At 58.3% G+C, this 19411-nt stretch carries 10 protein-coding genes; 5 read left to right on the forward strand and 5 right to left on the reverse strand.

From position 1 onward, the window contains the following. The first annotated feature begins 52 nt into the window (after positions 1-52). From bcsR to bcsC, 5 genes are read left to right on the forward strand one after another with little or no spacing between them, the layout of a single operon-like run. The gene (gene bcsR / locus JK231_RS13940; protein ID WP_034827811.1) at positions 53-247 is read left to right on the forward strand and encodes a cellulose biosynthesis protein BcsR; all 195 of its coding nucleotides are present in this window, start codon (positions 53-55) and stop codon (positions 245-247) included. Then, positions 247-978: a cellulose biosynthesis protein BcsQ gene (gene bcsQ, locus JK231_RS13945; RefSeq protein ID WP_160833361.1), complete on the forward strand. Its 732-nt coding sequence runs from the start codon at positions 247-249 to the stop codon at positions 976-978. The genes bcsR and bcsQ overlap by 1 nt, the downstream gene beginning before the upstream one ends. Then, a complete protein-coding gene (gene bcsA, locus JK231_RS13950; protein WP_211728851.1) occupies positions 975-3590 on the forward strand; it encodes a UDP-forming cellulose synthase catalytic subunit in 2616 nt (871 codons plus the stop codon). The genes bcsQ and bcsA (JK231_RS13950) overlap by 4 nt, the downstream gene beginning before the upstream one ends. Positions 3591-3599: 9 nt before the next feature. Further along, the gene (gene bcsB / locus JK231_RS13955) at positions 3600-5903 is read left to right on the forward strand and encodes a cellulose biosynthesis cyclic di-GMP-binding regulatory protein BcsB (protein ID WP_211728852.1); all 2304 of its coding nucleotides are present in this window, start codon (positions 3600-3602) and stop codon (positions 5901-5903) included. Next, positions 5896-9369, forward strand: a complete 3474-nt coding sequence (gene bcsC / locus JK231_RS13960) for a cellulose synthase complex outer membrane protein BcsC (RefSeq protein ID WP_211728853.1) — start codon at positions 5896-5898, stop codon at positions 9367-9369. The genes bcsB (JK231_RS13955) and bcsC overlap by 8 nt, the downstream gene beginning before the upstream one ends. Positions 9370-9476: 107 nt before the next feature. On the opposite strand, the gene JK231_RS13965 is transcribed toward bcsC, so the two are convergent. Genes JK231_RS13965 through bcsA (JK231_RS13985) form a run of 5 tightly spaced genes read right to left on the reverse strand, consistent with a single transcriptional unit; the run spans position 9477 to position 19398 of the window. Beyond that, complete coding sequence (locus JK231_RS13965; protein ID WP_211728854.1) at positions 9477-10481, reverse strand: glycosyl hydrolase family 8; 1005 nt, start codon at positions 10479-10481, stop codon at positions 9477-9479. 9 nt (positions 10482-10490) lie between these two features. Further along, on the reverse strand, positions 10491-10937 hold the full coding sequence (gene bcsD / locus JK231_RS13970) for a cellulose biosynthesis protein BcsD (RefSeq protein WP_034827794.1): 447 nt from the start codon (positions 10935-10937) through the stop codon (positions 10491-10493). Next, positions 10938-14741 carry a cellulose biosynthesis protein BcsC gene (locus tag JK231_RS13975; protein WP_097118491.1) on the reverse strand — a complete coding sequence of 1268 codons (3804 nt, stop codon included), beginning with the start codon at positions 14739-14741 and terminating at the stop codon, positions 10938-10940. A gap of 11 nt (positions 14742-14752) precedes the next feature. Continuing rightward, positions 14753-17296 carry a cellulose biosynthesis cyclic di-GMP-binding regulatory protein BcsB gene (gene bcsB, locus JK231_RS13980; RefSeq protein ID WP_211728855.1) on the reverse strand — a complete coding sequence of 848 codons (2544 nt, stop codon included), beginning with the start codon at positions 17294-17296 and terminating at the stop codon, positions 14753-14755. Beyond that, on the reverse strand, positions 17293-19398 hold the full coding sequence (gene bcsA, locus JK231_RS13985) for a UDP-forming cellulose synthase catalytic subunit (RefSeq protein ID WP_160833354.1): 2106 nt from the start codon (positions 19396-19398) through the stop codon (positions 17293-17295). The genes bcsB (JK231_RS13980) and bcsA (JK231_RS13985) overlap by 4 nt, the downstream gene beginning before the upstream one ends. Positions 19399-19411: the final 13 nt, after the last annotated feature.

A 19411-nucleotide genomic window follows, 5' to 3' on the forward strand; every position in this document is an offset into this window, starting at 1 on the left:
CAAAAAATAGAACCACAATTCATCCATTGCTGTTTTTTGGTGGCAAAAAGTAATGAAAACAGAGAATGCCTTTTCGCTGATCGCGTCTACCACTGAAGATCAGGATGACATTAATACCCTGAGCGAAGCCTTTTCCCTTAAGGCATTTCGTTACATTGATATTGCCCGCGAAGAGCGACTGAATAGTCTGCTGACGCGCTGGCCGCTGCTGCGTGAATTATCCGCCGACCAGGAGCCTGAACGCTAATGCCGGTCATTGCCTTACAAGGTTTGCGCGGCGGTTGTGGCGCAACATCACTCAGTGCGGCACTTGGCTGGGCGCTCAATGCTTTACAGGAGTCGGTGCTGGTCATCGACTTTTCTGATTCGAATCAACTGGCTGCCCATTTTAACTTGCCGCTCAATCACACCCAGGGCTGGGTTCCCGCACTGCTGGAACAGCAGCCGTGGCAGCAGTGCGCGCAGCGCTATCAAACCGGTCTCGATTTCCTGCCGTTTGGCGCATTAACCTCTCAGCAGTGCTCAAGTCTGCAAAACGCCGACACCTCGTTCGCCACGCCGTTGCTGAAGGCGTTGCCGGCCCTGAAATCACACTATCGCTGGGTGATCCTCGACCTTCCAGCGGATCTGCTGCCGTGGCAACGATCCTTCGCCCTCCACGCCGATCGCCTGCTGCAGGTGCTATCGCTGGATGCTAACTGCCAGTTGCGGTTGCACCATCCGCGTTTTTTGCCGCACACGCTGTTTCTGATCAATCAATTCAACGCCAACAGTCAGCTGCAACAGGATCTGCATCAACTGTGGCTGCGCACGCTAAAGAATCTGATTCCGCAGGTGATTCACCGCGATGAAGCACTGGCAGAAGCCTTGATGATGAAACAACCGGTGGGCGAATATCGTCCTCATGCGCTGGCGAGCGAAGAAATCAATACGCTGGCGAACTGGCTATTGCTGAACGTTGCGGGCGGTGCGGCGTGAATCCGTTGCGCTGGCTGCTGGTACCTCAGGCCTGGCAGGCGCTGCAAAGCCGTGCCCGCGTGGCGCGCCAGCACGGCGCGGGCCACTTAACCGTGATGTTGCATCTGCTATGGTGCGTGCTCGCCTGGTCGCTGCTGCGGCTGGAAATGCCCGGCTGGCAGCGCTTGCTGCAACAGCGTCAGCGATACTATCCGCAAATCTCGCCGCTACGTCCACGCCCGTTAGACGTTGTGCGTTACGCCATGCAGAGCCTGTGGCTGATGCTGGTGTTACCGCTCGACAACAGCGCACGCAGCGAGCGTAAACGGTTTAACGCGTTTGGCCCCCTGTTCCGCTGGCGTCAGCAGTTTTATCAGTGGCTGGGAGCGCTTCCCGCGCACATAGCGAAAACGGGCATTCATCTGCGTACCGAACAGCAGTTGCAGAAACTGCCACCGCGTGTACGCCAGCTGCTGTTTATGGTCGCGGCGATTGTCGCCAGCCTGCTGGCGCTGTTGTGTATTTCACAGCCATTTGGCATCACCACGCAATTTGTCTTTGTACTGCTGCTGTGGGGCCTGGCGATGATGGTGCGCCGCGTGCCAGGCCGCCTCTCTACTATCATGCTGATTGTGCTGTCACTCACCATTTCCTGTCGTTATTTGTGGTGGCGCTACACTGAAACCCTGAACTGGGACGATCCGCTGAGTCTGACATTCGGTCTGCTGCTGATTGGCGCTGAAACCTACTCATGGACGGTGCTGGTACTGGGCTATTTCCAGACGCTGTGGCCACTCAATCGCCAGCCGGTCTCCATGCCACCCGAGATCACTTCTTGGCCCAGCGTCGATATCCTGGTGCCCACCTACAACGAACCGCTGAGCGTGGTGAAACCAACCATTTATGCCGCGATGGGCATCGACTGGCCGCAGGACAAGCTCAACATCTACCTTCTGGATGACGGCAGCCGCGAGGAGTTTCGCGAATTTGCCGCCAGCGTGGGCATCAATTACGTGGTGCGCCCTACCCACGAACATGCCAAAGCCGGCAACATCAATCACGCATTGATAGTGGCCTGCCGCAGCGATTACGTGGCGATTTTTGACTGTGACCACGTACCGACGCGCTCATTCCTGCAGATGACCATGGGCTGGTTCCTGAAGGATCACCGCCTTGCGATGCTACAAACGCCGCACCACTTCTTCTCGCCCGATCCGTTCGAGCGTAACCTCGGTCGCTTCCGCCAGACACCCAATGAAGGCTCGCTGTTCTACGGCCTGGTGCAGGACGGTAACGATACCTGGGATGCGGCGTTCTTCTGCGGCTCTTGCGCCGTATTGCGCCGCGCCGCGCTGGATGAGATTGGCGGCATAGCGGTGGAAACCGTAACCGAAGATGCGCACACCTCGCTGCGTCTGCATCGTCAGGGTTACACCTCTGCCTATATTCGTATTCCGCAGGCGGCGGGCCTCGCCACCGAAAGTTTGTCGGCGCACATTGGCCAGCGTATTCGCTGGGCACGCGGCATGGTGCAGATTTTCCGTCTCGATAACCCGTTGATGGGTAAAGGCTTAAAGCTGGTGCAACGCCTGTGCTACGCCAACGCTATGCTGCACTTCCTCGCCGGGATTCCACGTCTGATCTTCCTGCTGGCACCGCTGGCGTTTCTGCTATGCCACGCCTACATCATCTACGCGCCGGCGCTGGCGATCGCCATCTATGTGCTACCGCACATGGTGCACACCAGCCTGACCAACTCCCGTATTCAGGGACGCTGGCGTCACTCGTTCTGGAGTGAAGTGTATGAAACCGTGCTGGCGTGGTATATCGCGCGCCCCACCACCGTTGCGCTGTTTAACCCGCACAAAGGCAAGTTCAACGTCACAGCCAAAGGTGGCCTGGTCGAAGAGCGCCATCTCGATTGGGTGATCACCAAGCCTTATATGATGCTGGTGCTGTTGAATATCGCGGGTATCGGCATGGCGTTCTGGCGCATGGCGTATGGCCCGGCCAACGAGATGCTCACCATCTGGGTCAGCCTGGTGTGGGTGGTGTACAACATGATTATTCTCGGCGGTGCCGTGGCGGTTTCGGTGGAAGCGCGCCAGATTCGTGAAGCGCACCGTGTGGAGATCGCCATGCCCGCCGCCATTGCACGTGAAGATGGCCATATGGTGCCGTGCACCCTGCGCGACTATTCAGATGGTGGTGTCGGTGTTGAACTGCGTGAGGCGGATGCACTGAAAGAGGATGAGCCGGTGTGGCTGCTGCTGCGCCGTGGCCAGCAGGAGTTCAGCTTCCCGTGCCAGGTTCAGCGTGTATTTGGCCGTCGCGCGGGGATTCGCCTGCATCAGCTCACCACCCGCCAGCATATTGAATTTATCCAGTGTACCTTCGCCCGCGCCGACACCTGGGCGCTGTGGCAGGACGGCTTCCCGGAAGATAAACCGGTGCAGAGTCTGGCCGATATTATGGTGCTGGGTTTCAAAGGTTACCTGCGTCTGGCGGAGTATGGCCCTGCCCCGCTGCGCCGTCTTTTCCGTGCACTGACTTCCCTGGTGAGCTGGCTGGCAACACTGCTGCCGCAGGGCATTAGCCGCGCACCTGCGGCAATCAAAACCGATTTTTCATAAGTTGATGATATGACCATGACGAGAAAACTGAGCTGGTTTACTGCCCTGCTGCTGGGCACTGCAACGCTGGCACAGGCCGCACCGCAGCCTTCTGCCCCTGAAGCACCGCGCGCCAGTGCACAGATACCGCTGCCGGTCGTCAGCCAGCCGCTGGATGCCAATGCCCCGCTGCGCGACAGCCAACTGCTGTTTAATCAGGTCGCGCCGCCGCCGGGCAGCATGACGCTGCGCGGCACCGAGCCCACCAGCCAGATTGAGTTCGGCGTGCGCAGTGATGAAGTGGTGACACGCGCCATGCTGACGCTCAGCTATCGTCCTTCACCGGCGCTGATTCCGACGCTGTCGCAACTCAAGGTCTATCTCAACGACGAATTGGTGGGACTGGTCACCGTCACTGCCGATCAGCTGGGCAAAGAAAATCAAACTCAGTTGCCGATCGATCCGCGCTTTATCGGTGACTTTAACCGCGTGCGCCTCGAACTGGTGGGCCACTACGCCAACGTGTGTGAAAACCCGGCCAACAGCACCATCTGGATGGATATCGGTAAAGAAAGCAAACTCGACCTGACGCTGCAAAAGCTGCCGTTAAAGAACGACCTGTCGCACTTCCCGGAACCGTTCTTTGATGCCCGCGACAGCCGCCCACTGCAATTGCCAATGGTGTTCAGCAATCAGCCTAACCTGCTGCAGCAGCGTGCCGCAGGGATTCTGGCTTCGTGGTTCGGCAGCAAAGCACAGTGGCGTGGTCAATCCTTTCCGGTCCTGTATAACCAGTTACCAAAAGAACAGCATGCGGTGGTGTTTGCCACCAACGATCATCGCCCGGACTTCCTGAAAGATCTGCCACCGGTGGAGAAACCCACGGTGGAAATGGTGAGCCAGCCGGACAATCCCTACGAAAAAATGCTGCTGATTCTCGGCCGCGATGACAACGATTTGCTGACCGCCGTCGAAGGTATTGCGCAAGGCGAACTGCTGCTGCGCGGGGATACCTCAACCATCGACAGTGTGAAAATGCTGGCACCGCGTCAGGCCTATGATGCGCCAAACTGGGTGCGCACCGATCGCCGCACCACGTTTGCCGAGCTGACGCAGTATCAGAACCAGCTGCAGGCCGATGGTTTGCAGCCGAACCCGATCAGTCTGACGCTGAACCTGCCACCGGACCTGTTCCTGGTCCGCGCACGCGGCATCGACATGGATCTGATTTACCGCTACACCTCGCCGATCCAGCAAGATGGCTCGCGCCTGGCGGTGCATCTGAACAATCAGTTCATGCAGGATTACCCGCTGACGCCGAAAGACACGGCAGGCCAGCAGATCATGCGCATTCCGCTAATGCAAGGCCTGCAGGACAGCAACCGCCAGTTGACCATCCCGGCGCTGCGCCTCGGCGTGGTCAACCAACTGCGCTTCAGCTTTGATTACGCCAACACCTTTATTGGTGGCACCGCCGACGGCCGTTGCGAAACCGTCACCGCGGTGGGCCACCATGTGGTGATCGATGACAACTCCAGCATCGACTTCTCTGGCTATCGCCACTACATCGAAATGCCTTCACTGGGTGCATACGCCAACGCCGGTTTCCCTTACAGCCGTTATGCCGATTTGGCGCAGACGCTGGTGTTAGTACAGCCGAAGCCCGTGAACGGTGAAGTGAGCACTATGCTGAACGCACTGGGCGCCATCGGTGCCCAGACCGGCTATCCGGCGTTGCGCGTGCAGATGAGCGATGACTGGAACCAGGCAAAAGATAAAGACGCAGACCTGCTCATGATCGGCGGCATTCCGCAGGATCTGCAGGATGACAAAAAGATCAACCTGCTGGCGGATGCGGCGCGTAGCTGGATCAACATGCCATCACGCCCAATTACCGCGCAGAACGTACCGGTGTCCGCCAGCGATCGTGCGGTAGAGAGCCAGACCGGTATCCGCTCACGCGGCCCGATGGGTGCCATCGTCGGCTTCCAGTCGCCGTTTAACGATCAGCGCAGCGTGGTTGCGCTGCTGGCCGACAGCCCGCGCGGCTGGGATCTGCTGAATAATGCCCTGCTCGATAGCGGCAAGCGCGCCGCCGTGTTCGGTTCTGCCACCGTTGTGCGAGAATCGGGCGTCACCAGCGTGCGCGTCGGCGATACCTACTTCGTCGGCCATCTTCCATGGTGGGAGCGCCTGTGGAATCTGCTGGCAACGCATCCGGTGTGGCTGGCGATTTGTGCCGTGGTGGTGGTGATCTTGTTTGCTCTGATGGCATGGCGCCTGATGCGCATGGTGAGCCGTCGCCGCCTGGCCGAGCTGGAAGACGATGAATAAACTGCCACTCGGTCTGCTGATTGCCACTATCCTGGCGGGCTCCGGCATGGCTGCCGAGGGCCCGCAGGTGTCACCAGTGGCCTGGCTGCTGATGCAGATTCGCACCGGTGAATCCACCAACAAGTATGATTTGGTGCAGCAGTCGCTTTATCGCCTGGAAAAAATCGACCCTGATAATCCGCAGGTGCTGGCAGCGCAAATTCGCATGGCACTGCGTCAGGGCGATCAGGCAAAAGCGCAGACGCTGCTGGACGAACTGAAGAAGGTCGCGCCCAATGACGTGGCGACGCGTGAATCCGAAACCGGCCTGCGTCTGATAAGCGCTGAAGGGCGCCAGCAACTGCAGCAGGCGCGTTTGCTGGCCACCGCGGGTCGCGTTGAAGAAGCGAAAACGGCCTGGGATGCCTTGTTCCACGGCGTGTTCCCGGATGTGAATACTGAACTGGAATACTGGCGACTGGTGGCACGTTTACCCGGTCAGCAGCCCACCGCTTATCGCCAGTTGCAGGCGCTGGAAGCGCGTTATCCCGGCAATATTGGGGTTGAACTGCAGCTGGCGCGCATGGCGTTTGATAACAATCAGCCAGGCGAGGCGCTGGTGCAGCTGCGTCGTCTGGCCAATCGTGACGGCGGGCGTGATGCCGCCTCCGAACTCTGGCTGCAACAGATTCAAAATCAGCCGGTGTCAGACAGCACGGTTGCCAGTTTGAAGCAGTATCTGCAGGTATTCACTTCCGGTGATGCGCAACAGCGCGGCGAGGAAGAACTGGCCCGACAGCAGAAGCTGCTGGCCGATCCCGCTTATCGTCAACGCATGCGCGGGCTGGCGCTGGTCGATGCTGGTGGAGGCGCAGGTGCCATCGCGTCACTCAGCGCCGCGCTGAAAGCCTACCCGAATGATGCCGAACTGATGGGCGCGATGGGTCAGGCGCAGGCGCGAGCCAATAACCGCGCAGCGGCGATCGGCTGGCTGCAGAAAGCGATTCAGGCCGGACAGGCCAGCACCCAGATTGGCAAGTGGCAATCACTGTTGCAAACCAACCGCTACTGGCTGGCGATCAACAACGGTGACGACGCGCTAAAAAAAGGCGATGTGGCCGGTGCGGAACACCAGTATCGCAGTGCGCAGGCCATTGATAACCGTGACAGCTGGGCATTGATTGGCCTCGGTGATGTCGCGCAGGCGCGCAAAAACGACGCGCAGGCAGAACAGTACTGGCAACAGGCGCTGCGCCTGGATCGCAGCAATACCACCGCCGTGCGCCGACTGGCAGCGCTGTATCAGCAGCAGTCACCGGCTCGCGCGATGGCGTTTATCAATGCCCTGCCCACCGCGCAACAGCGGTCGCTGGCGGAGACGTTGCGTTCACTGCGCAGCGACAGCCTGCGGGCTGAAGCGGATGCGCTGGCCCAGCAAGGTCAATGGCATCAGGCGGTGGTGAAATATCGCCAGGCCGCGCAGGATAACCCCAACGATATCTGGCTCTCATATCGTTTAGCCGGTGCGCTACGCAGCAGTGGCGAAGAAGCACAAGGCGCCCAGGTGATGGATGCCATGGTGCGTCAGCACGCGCAGGAACCCGCCGCGCTCTATGCCTGGGCGCTGTGGCTCTCGTCCGGCGATCAGGATGATGTTGCACTGGCGGCACTGCATCGCCTGCCGGAAACGCGTTGGGACAGCAATATGCACGAGCTGGCGGGCCGCTTAACGCAGGATAAAGTCTACGCCCGCGCCAGTGAGCTGCGCGCCAACGGCAATGAATCTGCCGCGCTGGCACTGTTGCAGCAGCAACCGGCCTTGACGCGACGTGATATCACCCTGGCGGATTGGGCTCTGGAACGCGGCGACGCGAAATCGGCGCTGGCGAGTTACCAACACGTACTGCAGCAGGATGCAACCAACAATGATGCAGCACTGGGCCGTATCGAAGCCCTTATCGCCCTGAAGCGCAAAGACGAAGCACGCACAGCGCTGCAGGCTTTACCCGCCAGCGTGGCGCAGCAAAATATCAACAGCGGACGCCGCGTGGCGCTGGCATGGCAAAACAGCGGCGATACGGCGCATGCGCAGCAGCTGTTCAATGATTTAAAAATGCGCGCCGCCAAAGAAGCCCCGTCGCAAAGCAAAGCATTGGTCTATCGCGATGCGGCACGTCTGGAAACTCAGCAGCAACAGCCGGATGCGGCGCAGCAGGACTATCGTCTGGCAATGACGGCCAGCGGCATCAGCCCCGACGTGCCGCTGGATAACGACAGCTATACCCGACTAACGCGTAATGATGCCAGTGATGACTGGCTGAAGCGCGGCATTCGCAGCGATGCCGCCGACCTCTATCGTCAGCAGGACACCACCTTCACGCTCGAACAGGATTATTCGCGCGATAAAGGCACCGGCGGTATCTCCGATTTCACCGCGCATACCACCATGATGCAGGCGGAGACACCGCTGGCCGACGGGCGCAGCTTTTTACGCGTCGATCATGTTCTGGTATCAGCGGGCACTTTCTCTACCAGCAATGGCAGCCACAGCGAACGCTTTGGTAGCTGTAATGATGATAACTCCGGTGGCTGTAGCCGCGACTTTACCCAGCGTGATGAAGGCACGACGATAGGCGTTGGCTGGCATAACGATCGCTGGTCTGGCGATATCGGCACCACGCCGCTCGGTTTTGAAGTCACCAACTGGGTGGGCGGGCTGAGCTGGAAAACCGATGTCAAAGATATCGGCGTGACGTTCACCGCTTCACGCCGACCGATCTCCAGTTCGCTGCTGGCCTATGCCGGTGCACGCGATCCCGCGGCCAATGGCGGCAAAACCTGGGGTGGCGTGGTGGCAACCGGTGGTTCGGTGGGACTGAGTTATGATCAGGGCGGCGCGAATGGCGTATGGGCCGATATCAGCGCCCATCAAATCACCGGTGAGAACGTGGCGGACAACAGCCGTGAACGCCTGATGGCCGGTTACTACTACAAGCTGATCAACGAAGACAATCGCCGCGCCACCGTGGGCCTTAACAGCATGCTGTGGCATTACCAGAAAGACCTGAGCGATTACACCTTTGGCCAGGGCGGCTATTACAGTCCGCAGCAGTACTTCTCGCTGGCGGTGCCGGTCACTTATCGTCAACGCACCGATAACTGGTCGTTTGATCTGAGCGGCTCGGTCTCCTGGTCACAATCGCAAACCGACGGTCAGCAGCGTTATCCGGTCAATCCTGGCTTTACGCTGGCTTCCAACCCGACCTCCGACAGCAGTTCCGGCAACGGTTTTGGTTACACCCTGCAAGCAGTGGTAGAACGACGCATCACGCCGCACTGGTCAGTCGGTCTCGCGATGGATATTCAGCAAGCCAAGGATTACACCCCGAGTCACGGCTTGATCTACATGCGTTATTCAATGGGCGGCTGGAATGGCGATATGGATATGCCACCACAACCGCTTGAGCCGTATGCGGACTTCAAATAAAAAAAGCCGCACTTCGCTGATGAAGTGCGGCCCTTTCAATTGCGTAGTACGTAGCACTGCTACAAAAACTGCGCTATGAGCTGACAACGCGATGTATCGCGAAATATCTAACGCTTTTCCTGATACGCCAGCCAGGTCAGTAACTGCAAGCTGGCGGAGAAGTAGTTCTGATCCGGCGCTAAACGATCGCTGAGATAACCGGTTTGATTCAGGGTCAGATCGCGAATCGCCAGCAAGCCGCCGTCCATATTGTATGGCGCAGGGGTGTTGGCGAGCACATCAAACCAGGCCGGTGTCGTCTGGCGACCATAGCCCTGCCAGACGCGCTGGAACGGCACCAGACGCAGGCTTTGCGGGTCATACCACCAGATATTGAGCGGGATACGAATCGCATCGTAGCTGAAGCGATTGGAGTAACCCACTGCCGGAGCCACTGAACCATCGGCATTCAGCGCCACCCAATCGAGCGGCAGACCGGTTTTGCCAAAATGCATATCACCGAGCAGTTCCATGCCGTCATCGATCAGGTTATTCCACACGCGCAGGTGACTGCGGTCAGCAAACTCCTGCCAGGCGGCAAACAGGAAATACGAGGGATTCAGCACCACATAGCTGTTTTTATTGAAGCCCTGTGCGCCTGGCAACATCAACGTGTGGCCGCCAAACGTGATCACGTTTTGTTTGACGATGGCGCGCTGAATACGGTCAGAAGTTGACTGATAATCACCGCCCCACTTTTGGCCTGCGCGCTGCAGTGCCCACGCAATCAGCACATCGCCATCAGAGGCATTGTTCTTGTCGGCAATCGGGTCTGAAGCACCCGGCGTGTAACGCCAGTAGAACAGATCGTTTTGCGGATTACGCAGATGGGTGCGCGTCCACTTCCACAGCAGATCAAACGTGGTGCGGTCGTCATTCGCGACGGCCAGCAGCATGCCATAGCCCTGACCTTCGGTGTGACTGACATTATTGTTGGCTGTATCACTGATACGACCATCGCTGCTCATAAAGCGGCCTTTAAAAGTGCTCCAGCCATCTGCGGCGGCTTGAGCACTAAAAAACATCACCATGAAACACAGCATCCATTGACGCCAGAAGCGTATGACTCTCATCAAACAATCCTATTGATATCGGTAATGCAGCGTGTTGCCGTCATTCTTTTCGAAGGTAACCGGCACCGCAGCGCTGCCGCCCTGTGCCTGCAGCCACTGTGAATAAACACCGGCCAGCACGGCGCTCATCGCCAGCTGCCAGCGCTCTGCACCCACCTTGCTGTCGCCCTGCGGCAGCGCATGATGCTGAATCAGAATGGCATTTTCCAGCGGCTGAAGCTGGGTGAACCCCCAACTAAAGCGCGCCAGTTGCAGATTCATCTCGCGTTCCAGATCCTGCACGGTGCGCGCTTCCGCTAAAGGATAGCGCGCTGCCAGCGATGCGCCCACATTGTTGAGGAAGCCTTCGGCTTCCTCGCCCGCGTTGTCCAGCATCCCTTCAATCATCACGCTGACCAGATCAAACCAACCCGGCTGATGCGGATGGCTGACGCGCGCGGTTGCCTGCTCACTCATTTAGTTGTCTCCGAACAGATAACGGAAGTACAGATTCGCTGTGCTCTCGTTGTAATCGCCAAAGGTGTCGTAGCCTAATTGCCCACCCACAGTGACATCTTTGTTGATCTTGTAATCCGCACCGGCGTGCAAGTTGTAGCCAATACCGTTCTTGCTCTCGCCGCTGTAGTAAGCGCTTTTCACGTAACCCTGATCGGCCAGACTCTGCATTTGTGCCTGGTAAGTCGGATCGTTCGGGAAGTAAGCGCTCTTATCCTGGCTGTAGGATTGATAACCCACCGAACCGCCCACGTTCACTTTCAGATCGTCGAACTTGCGGGAGAACTCAATCGGGAACGAGACCGATGCATAGTTCTGCGGGCTGAAGTAACCGCCCTGACCGTAGCTGAAGTAACTCAGGTTTTTCGAGTAATCCATCCACGACAGGCTCATGCCCACCTTCAGCTCGCGATCGTCGTAGTGGAACGGACGCACATACGCACCGGCAGTCGCCTGCACGCTGTTGTTACTCGCCACGTTTTCACCAATGTAGCTGTAAGCGCCGCCGCCGACGTAGAAACCGGCATCGCCGTTATCGTAGCTCAGCAACGCATTACCGCCGTTTTTGGTCACGCGACCCCAGCGCTTACCGCTGGTTTTATCTTCCACGCCCACATAGGAGAGCAGGCTGTCGGTCATCGCACGACGTTCACCGGTGAGGATCAGCGTCAGGAAGTCAGTGAGTTTCGGTGACCACTGCACGCCCCCCACCAGGGTACTCAAATCCTGTCCCAGTGGCGTACTGCCGAGGTCGATCTTGTAGCTGTCGCCTTTCAATGCCAGGTTCAGCTCAACACCGGTGGCTTTCTGCGAATCAGTGGATGAAGACGGGACATCGTCAATTTTGGCATCGCCAGACGCCACCACATTACCCTGCACCAGGGCATTGGTGCCGAAACGACGCCACGCGTCGCCCGCCGCACTGCCCGCCGTGAGCGAGACAGGTGTCATAGTAAAGTCAAAGCGCGATTCGCCAAATGGGACGGTGGAGAAAGTCAGTGGCGCTTTGGCTTCGGTCAGTTTGCTCAGACCCGATTCGCCGTCACGACCACGTACCTGCATGCCACCCTGAATCCAGGTACCGGTTTTCTCTTGCAGATCGTCCATCATACTGTCGATCTGGCGCAGCGTCTGGCTCTGCTGGATTGCCGGTGTATTGCTGGCCAGCGTGGTCCCCGTTGCGCTGCTGGTGACATCCGGTGCCGATTGCCATGGCATCACCGCGCCATAAGCAGACGGAGAACGCCCCACCGGCGAAGTACCCCGGTTGATGAACGGGTTATCCGCCAATGCCAGACCACCCACGCTTGGCGTATCACCGTTGGTGGCACCCTGCAGACCAATCAACTGCCCGCGCGCGCTGCGCAGATAGCTCATGGCCTGGCTGTGATTGCCGTTGGCTTCAGCCACGCGCGCCAGTAACAGCTGGCGATCCGGTGACTGCTCATTGTTCAGGCCACGTGTCAGGGTATTGGCTTTATTGACGTCATTATTCGCCAGTGCCACGTTGATGGCACCGGTACGCGCATCTTGCGTTGGCGTATCCTGGGTCATCAGGTAGTCATAAACCACACCCGCTTCTTTGTTCATCTTGCCGGACTGATACAGTCGCGCCATGGCGAACATCAGATCGCGGTTCTGTGGATCGTGCTGCAGTGCGCCCACCAGCTTGTCGTAAGCCGCGGCGTACTGCTTCTGCTCACGCAGACGATCCACTTCGTTGATCACGTAACCGTTGCGAATACCCGCCAGCTGCGTTGGTGTACTGCGCGCCTGCAACTCCGGGCTGCTGAGGAAGCTCTGCGCTTCGGTATTCAGACCTGCCTGGTTGAGCACCGCGACCTGTGCAGCGTAATCACCGGCATTCCCCTGAATGCCGCGCTGCATATTGCTGCGCACCACAGAGACAGCGGTGGTGAGATCGCCCGCTTTCGCCAGCTTCTGTGCCAGGTTACCGGCATCCACCGGGTTGGACGGAGGTGACGAGGCCAGCGCACGCAGGGTATTCGCCGCTGCAGCATTCGAGCCCTGCGCCAGATACTGATCGGCGGTGGTCATCTGCAGGTTGAAGTTCACACGCTGCGCCAGCTCGCGCATATCGCTGCTCTTGCTGCCGTTCGGTATGCGTGACAGCAGTAAACTCGCCTGCTGCCAGGCACCGCTCTCGCTGGCGTTCAATGCGCCAGCATACAGCTCTGACGTGCTGGCGCCGCTGCGCATCGACGGCTGCATGATATTGGCGGCCATCATATTATCGCCCTGTGCGCGATAAATACGCGCCAGGTCGAGGCGTAACCAGCCATCATTTGGGAAGCGCTGAATACCGCTGTTCAAGGTGGCAATCGCCGCACTGTTGTTGCCCGCCGCCAGCTCACGCTTAGCCTGCGCACGAATCGGATCGGTGCTGCTGCCGCGCGGGGCCACGCTCTGGCGCACGCTATCCGGCAGAGAAGCCAGCAGCGTGTTGGCTTCGGCACTGCGATTCTGCTGACGCAGCACGTAGAACAGGCCTTCTTTGGCGTTACGGTTGTTCGGATCGGCTTGCAGGATAGAGCGATAAGTTTGTTCTGCCTGGTCGAGTTGATTGCTGCGACGCTGCACGTCCGCGCGGAACAGCTTAGCGGAAACGCCTTTCTCGCCATCGGCCTGCGCCAGCGGTTCACTCAAGGCCAACGCCTGCGCGCTGTCACCGTTTTTCAGCGCCTGCTGCGCGGTCGCCAGTTGAGCATAGAAGCGCGCATCGGCTGCCTGCTTTTGGCGCGTCTCGCTCTGATCGCCGCCCATCTGCGCGGCGCGCGTCAGATAATCAGCCGCTTCGGCATAGCGCCCGGCACGCTGAGCCACATAGCCCATACCTGCCAGTGCATCGGCATCCTGCGGGTTCGCCTGCAGCACTTTCTCAAAGTTGTTCTGCGCGTTGCTGACGTCACCACTGTTCAGTGCGGTAAAGCCAGCCCCCTTCTCAGCGCCGCCAACATTTTTACGGTAGTAATCCATCACCGCATTGTCTTGCGGATGGCGCTGCTGCCAGGTCTGGTACAGGGAAGCATCGGACGCCTGCGGCCCGAGCCACAGCAGCGCCTGGCGCAGTGAACGGTCAGCGTCTTTATTGCCATCCGCCAGCGTGCCCAGCAGATCAATACCCTGACGACGGGTCGATTCCTGATAGGTCAGTGCTTTGCCGAGTGCCAGCTTCGCGCCGGTATCTTGTGGATGATCGGCCGCGAATTGACGCAGCGCTTCGACCGCCTGCGGCAGCAGCGAGCGGTCTCCGGCCATGGTCAGGTAATATTCCGCCGCCACGCTCGGTGGTGGCTCATTACCATTAAAGGTATTGCGCCAGGTTTGCAGCGAAGCTGCAATATTGCCACTGCGGGCCTGCTGGCGCGCTAACGACAGCTGCGCCTGTGGGATGGTTTGCAGCTGACGCGCATTATCCAGTTCGGTGAGGTGCGGATCGTTCGGCGATGCGGCACTCAGTCGCGCGCGCCACTGCGCCGCTTCCGCGCTGCTGCCGCTCTGCTGGGAATAGAGCGCCAGCAAATAAAGCGCCTGAGTGTTGTTGGGTTCCACCATCAACACTTTTTGCAGCGAAGATTTGGCCAAATCGTCATGCGCTTTCTGATGCCAGTAAGCCGCCTGATCAAACAACGCTTGTAACGCAGGATTGGTGCTCTCCGCCGCCAGCAGCGGCTGAGAGAACGCCAGTGCCCCACCCAGAATCAGGGCATGACGAATACCGGCACTCAACAGATTTTTTTTCATTGTTTTTATCCTTACTTCTTGCCGGACTTGCTATCAGCTTTCGGGTTGAGGCGTCGCCATGCATGACGCTTCAGCATCGCCCATGCGCTACCGCCGACCAGCGTTGCCAGCACCAGAGCGGCCAGCGCCATCAGCACCGAATGCTGGTTGGCATACCACACCACCATCATGTACCACGGCATTTCGCCACTCGGGAACTGTGGACCGACGCGGAAACTGCGAATACCGTTTTCATCAGTGATGATGGCGGTATCGCCACGAATGCCCGCGTTAATGCGCGCCGAGTTGAGATCTTCATGCAAACGCAGCAGCTGTTGATCGCTGGTTGCCACCGTCATCACCACCAGGCGATCGGCATTCCACGGCGAGCGGTAGCTGACAAAGCCACGCCACGCTTCGTTGGAGGAGAAGTAACGATCGGCATCCAGCTGCTGAAGGTTCCAGTCGCCGGTCAGCCAGCCACGCAGCTTGTCCCAGGTCGTCGGATCTTTCACGCCCAACGTATTACCGCTGGTCTGATAAGGCGTGTTAGCCAGCATCTGCTGATTGAATTCACTGTTCTGTGTGGTGCTCACCGCCAGCAGATCACTGTCCTGCAGGCGTGTCAGGTTAGTGCCACCATTTGGCAAACCAAACAGCACCTGATTCTGCACCAGCGGTACACCGGTCGCGTTACCCGCACGTGAAGACATATCCAGCAGCGTGGAGATCTCTGCATCGGTCGGTTTTTCTGGCAGCAGCAAGGTGGTCTGCGAGAAGTCCGCCAGACGCGAGAACGGGAATGATGCGCCAACGAAGTACGACAGGTTCGGCAGCATGGTGAAGTGACGCGTGTGGCTCAGATCGATCCACGAATCATCTTCGATGCGGCTCTTGATGTTGTTGTTGAGCAACACACCACATGGCGCGTCCGCTTTCGGTTTGATGTTGAAGTACAACGCCAGCTGGTTATCACCGTAAATCAGATACGGCTCCAGCTTCAGGGTGTAGTGCTCCTGACGGGCGTCGCCGCCAAGACGATGCCAGGCGCTCTCCAGCAAGCCGACTTTGTTTACGGTCAGGTTGCGCAGGAAGGTGCCGTTAAGCATCACGTTGAGGAACGATTTGTTCTCATCAATCCAGCTTTCCGACGGGAAGCGGTAGTGCAGCTCGACCGGAATAGTGTCGCCATCCCACATGAACAAATCGGGTGCCGCGCGGAAGTTCACGCTCAGCGCATCATGCCAGATGCCGGTGGTGGTCAGACTCTGATCTTTACGCAGCAGCTCGCTCAACCGCACCGGACGAGTGGTATTGATCCAGCGCGGCGCGTCATACGGCTTACGCAGGCCAATCGGCTGCGGCTGCACGTTCAGGCTGCTGGCATCGGTCGCCAGCGGTTGCGTGGTCAAACGGTTTGCCGCCTGACGCAGCTGAGCATCATCCGCACCGACAACTAACAGCAGTTTGTAAACCGGGTTGTTCGGGTTATCAATCACCTGCAACAGCGGACCGTTGGTGGCAGGTAAAGTCACAGAACCGATCTTCTCACCGGGATGACCAATCAAAATGCCGTTGTGCTCAGGCAGATCGCCACGCACCACCGGGAAACGAATGCCGCGATAGTCCGATTGAATACCCATCCATGATGCCACTAACGCCGCCGCGCTGATGCTGTCCGGCGTGGCATTGGCGGCAAAGCCAAAGGTCACGCTGGCTGGCGTCATACGCTGCGCATCCATAAACGGACGCGGGAAGTTGCGCAGGCTGGTGCCGATATTCAACTGCTGGCCTTCGAGGCTCAGCGTGGTTTTAGGCAGAATCGACACCTGATACTGCTGTGCACTCTCTTTTTCGCACAGCAGTTTGTCGGCATCGTTAATTTTGAAGCTGAGGTTGTTGCTTGAGATCACCATCGCCGCTGGAATATCCAGCTGATAGTCGCTGACATCGCTGTCGCTTGAACCCAGCGGCAAAGTGCCCAGCGGCTGACCATTCAGCATCAGCTGCAACGAGGTATTACGCGCCGCCAGTGCTGCTGAAACGCGCAGCGACAAATTCAGACGCGCGTTGGTGATCACTTCATCGCTCGGCAGAGTAAACACGATGCCCGATTGCAGCTGACCGCCCGTTAAGGTGATGCCATGCGGCTGGCCCATCTGCGCCACGGAAATGGTGCTGCTGATAGGTTGATTGAGCATCGCAGAAGCGGAAACCACGGGTGCGGCGACTGATGCTGCAGGTGCCACATCAGGCAGCACCATCTCTGGCGCTGGCGTGGTAGCAGGCGGCTCCGTCTGTGGTGCAGCCGAGTTCGTGGCGTTGGCTGCTGGCATATCCGTCGCAGCCGGGGCAGTATTTTCAGTTGCTGGTGCATTTTCAGTGGGCGCATAAGGTGTTGCACCCGCCGCCTGCTGCAACTGGGCATCCGCTTCACTTTGGATGCCTTGCGGTGGCGGCACGTTGGACAAGGCCGAACTATCCTGCGTTACCGCAGGGGTTTCTGCCCAGGCCGGGGCGAGCATCAGCGCCGTCGCCAGCGAGCTTGCCAGCAACGTTTGCGTCAAATTCTTCATACTGCGCTGTCCTCTTTCACTGCCGACTGGTTTTCACGCTTATGCTTCTCACGGCGATCTTTCCAGGTCAGCCAGAACAGCTCAAATACGGTACGAATAATAGTGCCCAACGATACCAGCGGGTTGTCCTGCTTATACTCGGGCTGGATCCACGCATCGGCGCGCGCCAGTACCACACGCACCAGCTCACGACGACGCGATAGCGGCATATCACCAAAGCGCAGACGAATGGTCTCTTCATCGCCGGAGATTTTGCTCACCGGAATAGTGATGGCACCGGATTTCAGCAGCAGATCAATCTCTTCAATTTCATCATGCTCATGACGGTTGTCCGGCGCATCCAGTTGCGCGCCGCCCATCGACAGGTCGCTGGTTTGGGTGCGTGATGAGATACCGCTGGCGTAGTGAATCACCGCCGGAATCTGCACTTCGATACGAATGGTTTTACGTACCTGCTTGGTTTCGCGCGCCACGGCAATCGCCGCCATCAGGATGATCAGGCTGAACACCGCCCAGCCGACGTTGAGGGCGATAACATAGGGATCAACACCGAAGTAATCATGCGCAACAGCACGCACCACACCCGCGACGATACCAATGGTCAGCAGTACCGCGACAATCACATGGGGGCGGACGATGTGGAAATCGAAGAAGCCCTGGTCCAGCAGGCCCCCCTTATCCGTTACGTTAAATTTACCGCGCTTTGGTGCCAGCATGGTCAGCAACGTCGGGATCACGAGGTGGAAGCACATCACGGTTTCGTAGATTTCACCCCAGAAGGTGTAACGGAACTTGCCGTTCATGCGGGAGTTGACGTACAGCGACATCACCAGATGCGGTAATACGTAGGCGAAGATCAGCGACGCCGACGAGTGAATGATGTTCAGGTTGAACAGCAGGTACGCCAGCGGCGCGGTCAGGAATGCCACGCGCGGCAGACCGAACTGGAAGTGCAGCATGGCGTTGAGGTAGCAGAGACGCTGCTGCCATTTCAGACCACGGCCAAACAGCGGATTATCCACACGGAAGATCTGCGTCATGCCACGCGCCCAGCGGTTACGCTGAACCACGTGCAGACCGAGACGCTCGGTGGCCAGACCCGCAGCCAGCGGAATCGCCAGGAAGGCAGACCCCCAACCCAGGCGCTGCATTTTCAATGCGGTGTGCGCATCTTCGGTCACGGTTTCAACCGCAAAGCCACCAATCTCTTCCAGCGCGCTACGGCGAATCACCGCACAGGAACCGCAGAAGAAGGTGGCGTTCCAGTTGTCGTTACCCTGCTGAACCGGGCCGTAGAACAGCGCGCCTTCGTTCGGAATGGTACGCGCTGCACGCAGGTTACGTTCAAACGGATCCGGTGAATAGAAATAGTGTGGCGTCTGCAACAGCGCCAGCTTGGGATCGTTCAGGAACGGACCGACGGTCGCCTGCAGGAAAGTACGGGTGGCGACGTGGTCACAGTCAAAGATGCAAATCAGCTCACCCTTGGTGATTTTCATCGCATGGTTGAGGTTACCGGCTTTCGCATGACTGTTGTCGTCACGGGTGATATAGCCCACCCCTACATCGGCGGCAAAAACCGCAAACTCGCTGCGCTTGCCGTCATCCAGCAGATAGACCTTGAGCTTGTCACGCGGATAATCGATGCACTGCGCCGCCAGCACGGTATCACGCACTACGTCGAGGCTTTCGTTATAGGTCGGGACATAGACGTCAACGGTAGGCCACAGGCTGGTATCGTCCGGCAACGGTTCAATGGTGCGTTTTAATGGCCAGGTGGTTTGCAGGAAGCCGAGAATCAGAATCAGCCAGACATACAGTTCGGCCAGATATAAGCCGATGCCGAGAATCGCTTCAATCTCGGAATTAAACTGCAGCGTCTCCGTGGTGCGCCACCAGATATATCGGGTCGACATCAGCGCAGAAAGGATAACCATGATGACAGTTATTTTGCGGCTTTTGCTGAAGCCCAGTAAAAACATCATCCCGATGCTGATTAAGCCAAAAATATATTGTTTTTGGCTGTCCATAGGCGTGATGACGATTACCGCAGCCACAGGTGCAAGCACCAGCAGCAGCAGGTAAAACCCGAGTTTACTCATGATTCACCCTAAA

The organism is Pantoea sp. JGM49 (genome assembly GCF_018257655.1).
GTDB lineage: Bacteria > Pseudomonadota > Gammaproteobacteria > Enterobacterales > Enterobacteriaceae > Pantoea > Pantoea communis.

Excerpts from the sequence above, each read along its gene's own strand:
- bcsR (WP_034827811.1), top strand. The coding sequence starts at position 53 with ATGAAAACAGAGAATGCCTTTTCGCTGATCGCGTCTACCACTGAAGAT.
- bcsQ (WP_160833361.1), top strand. The coding sequence starts at position 247 with ATGCCGGTCATTGCCTTACAAGGTTTGCGCGGCGGTTGTGGCGCAACA.
- bcsB (WP_211728852.1), top strand. The coding sequence starts at position 3,600 with ATGACCATGACGAGAAAACTGAGCTGGTTTACTGCCCTGCTGCTGGGC.
- bcsC (WP_211728853.1), top strand. The coding sequence starts at position 5,896 with ATGAATAAACTGCCACTCGGTCTGCTGATTGCCACTATCCTGGCGGGC.
- JK231_RS13965 (WP_211728854.1), bottom strand. The coding sequence starts at position 10,481 with ATGAGAGTCATACGCTTCTGGCGTCAATGGATGCTGTGTTTCATGGTG.
- bcsD (WP_034827794.1), bottom strand. The coding sequence starts at position 10,937 with ATGAGTGAGCAGGCAACCGCGCGCGTCAGCCATCCGCATCAGCCGGGT.
- JK231_RS13975 (WP_097118491.1), bottom strand. The coding sequence starts at position 14,741 with ATGAAAAAAAATCTGTTGAGTGCCGGTATTCGTCATGCCCTGATTCTG.
- bcsB (WP_211728855.1), bottom strand. The coding sequence starts at position 17,296 with ATGAAGAATTTGACGCAAACGTTGCTGGCAAGCTCGCTGGCGACGGCG.
- bcsA (WP_160833354.1), bottom strand. The coding sequence starts at position 19,398 with ATGAGTAAACTCGGGTTTTACCTGCTGCTGCTGGTGCTTGCACCTGTG.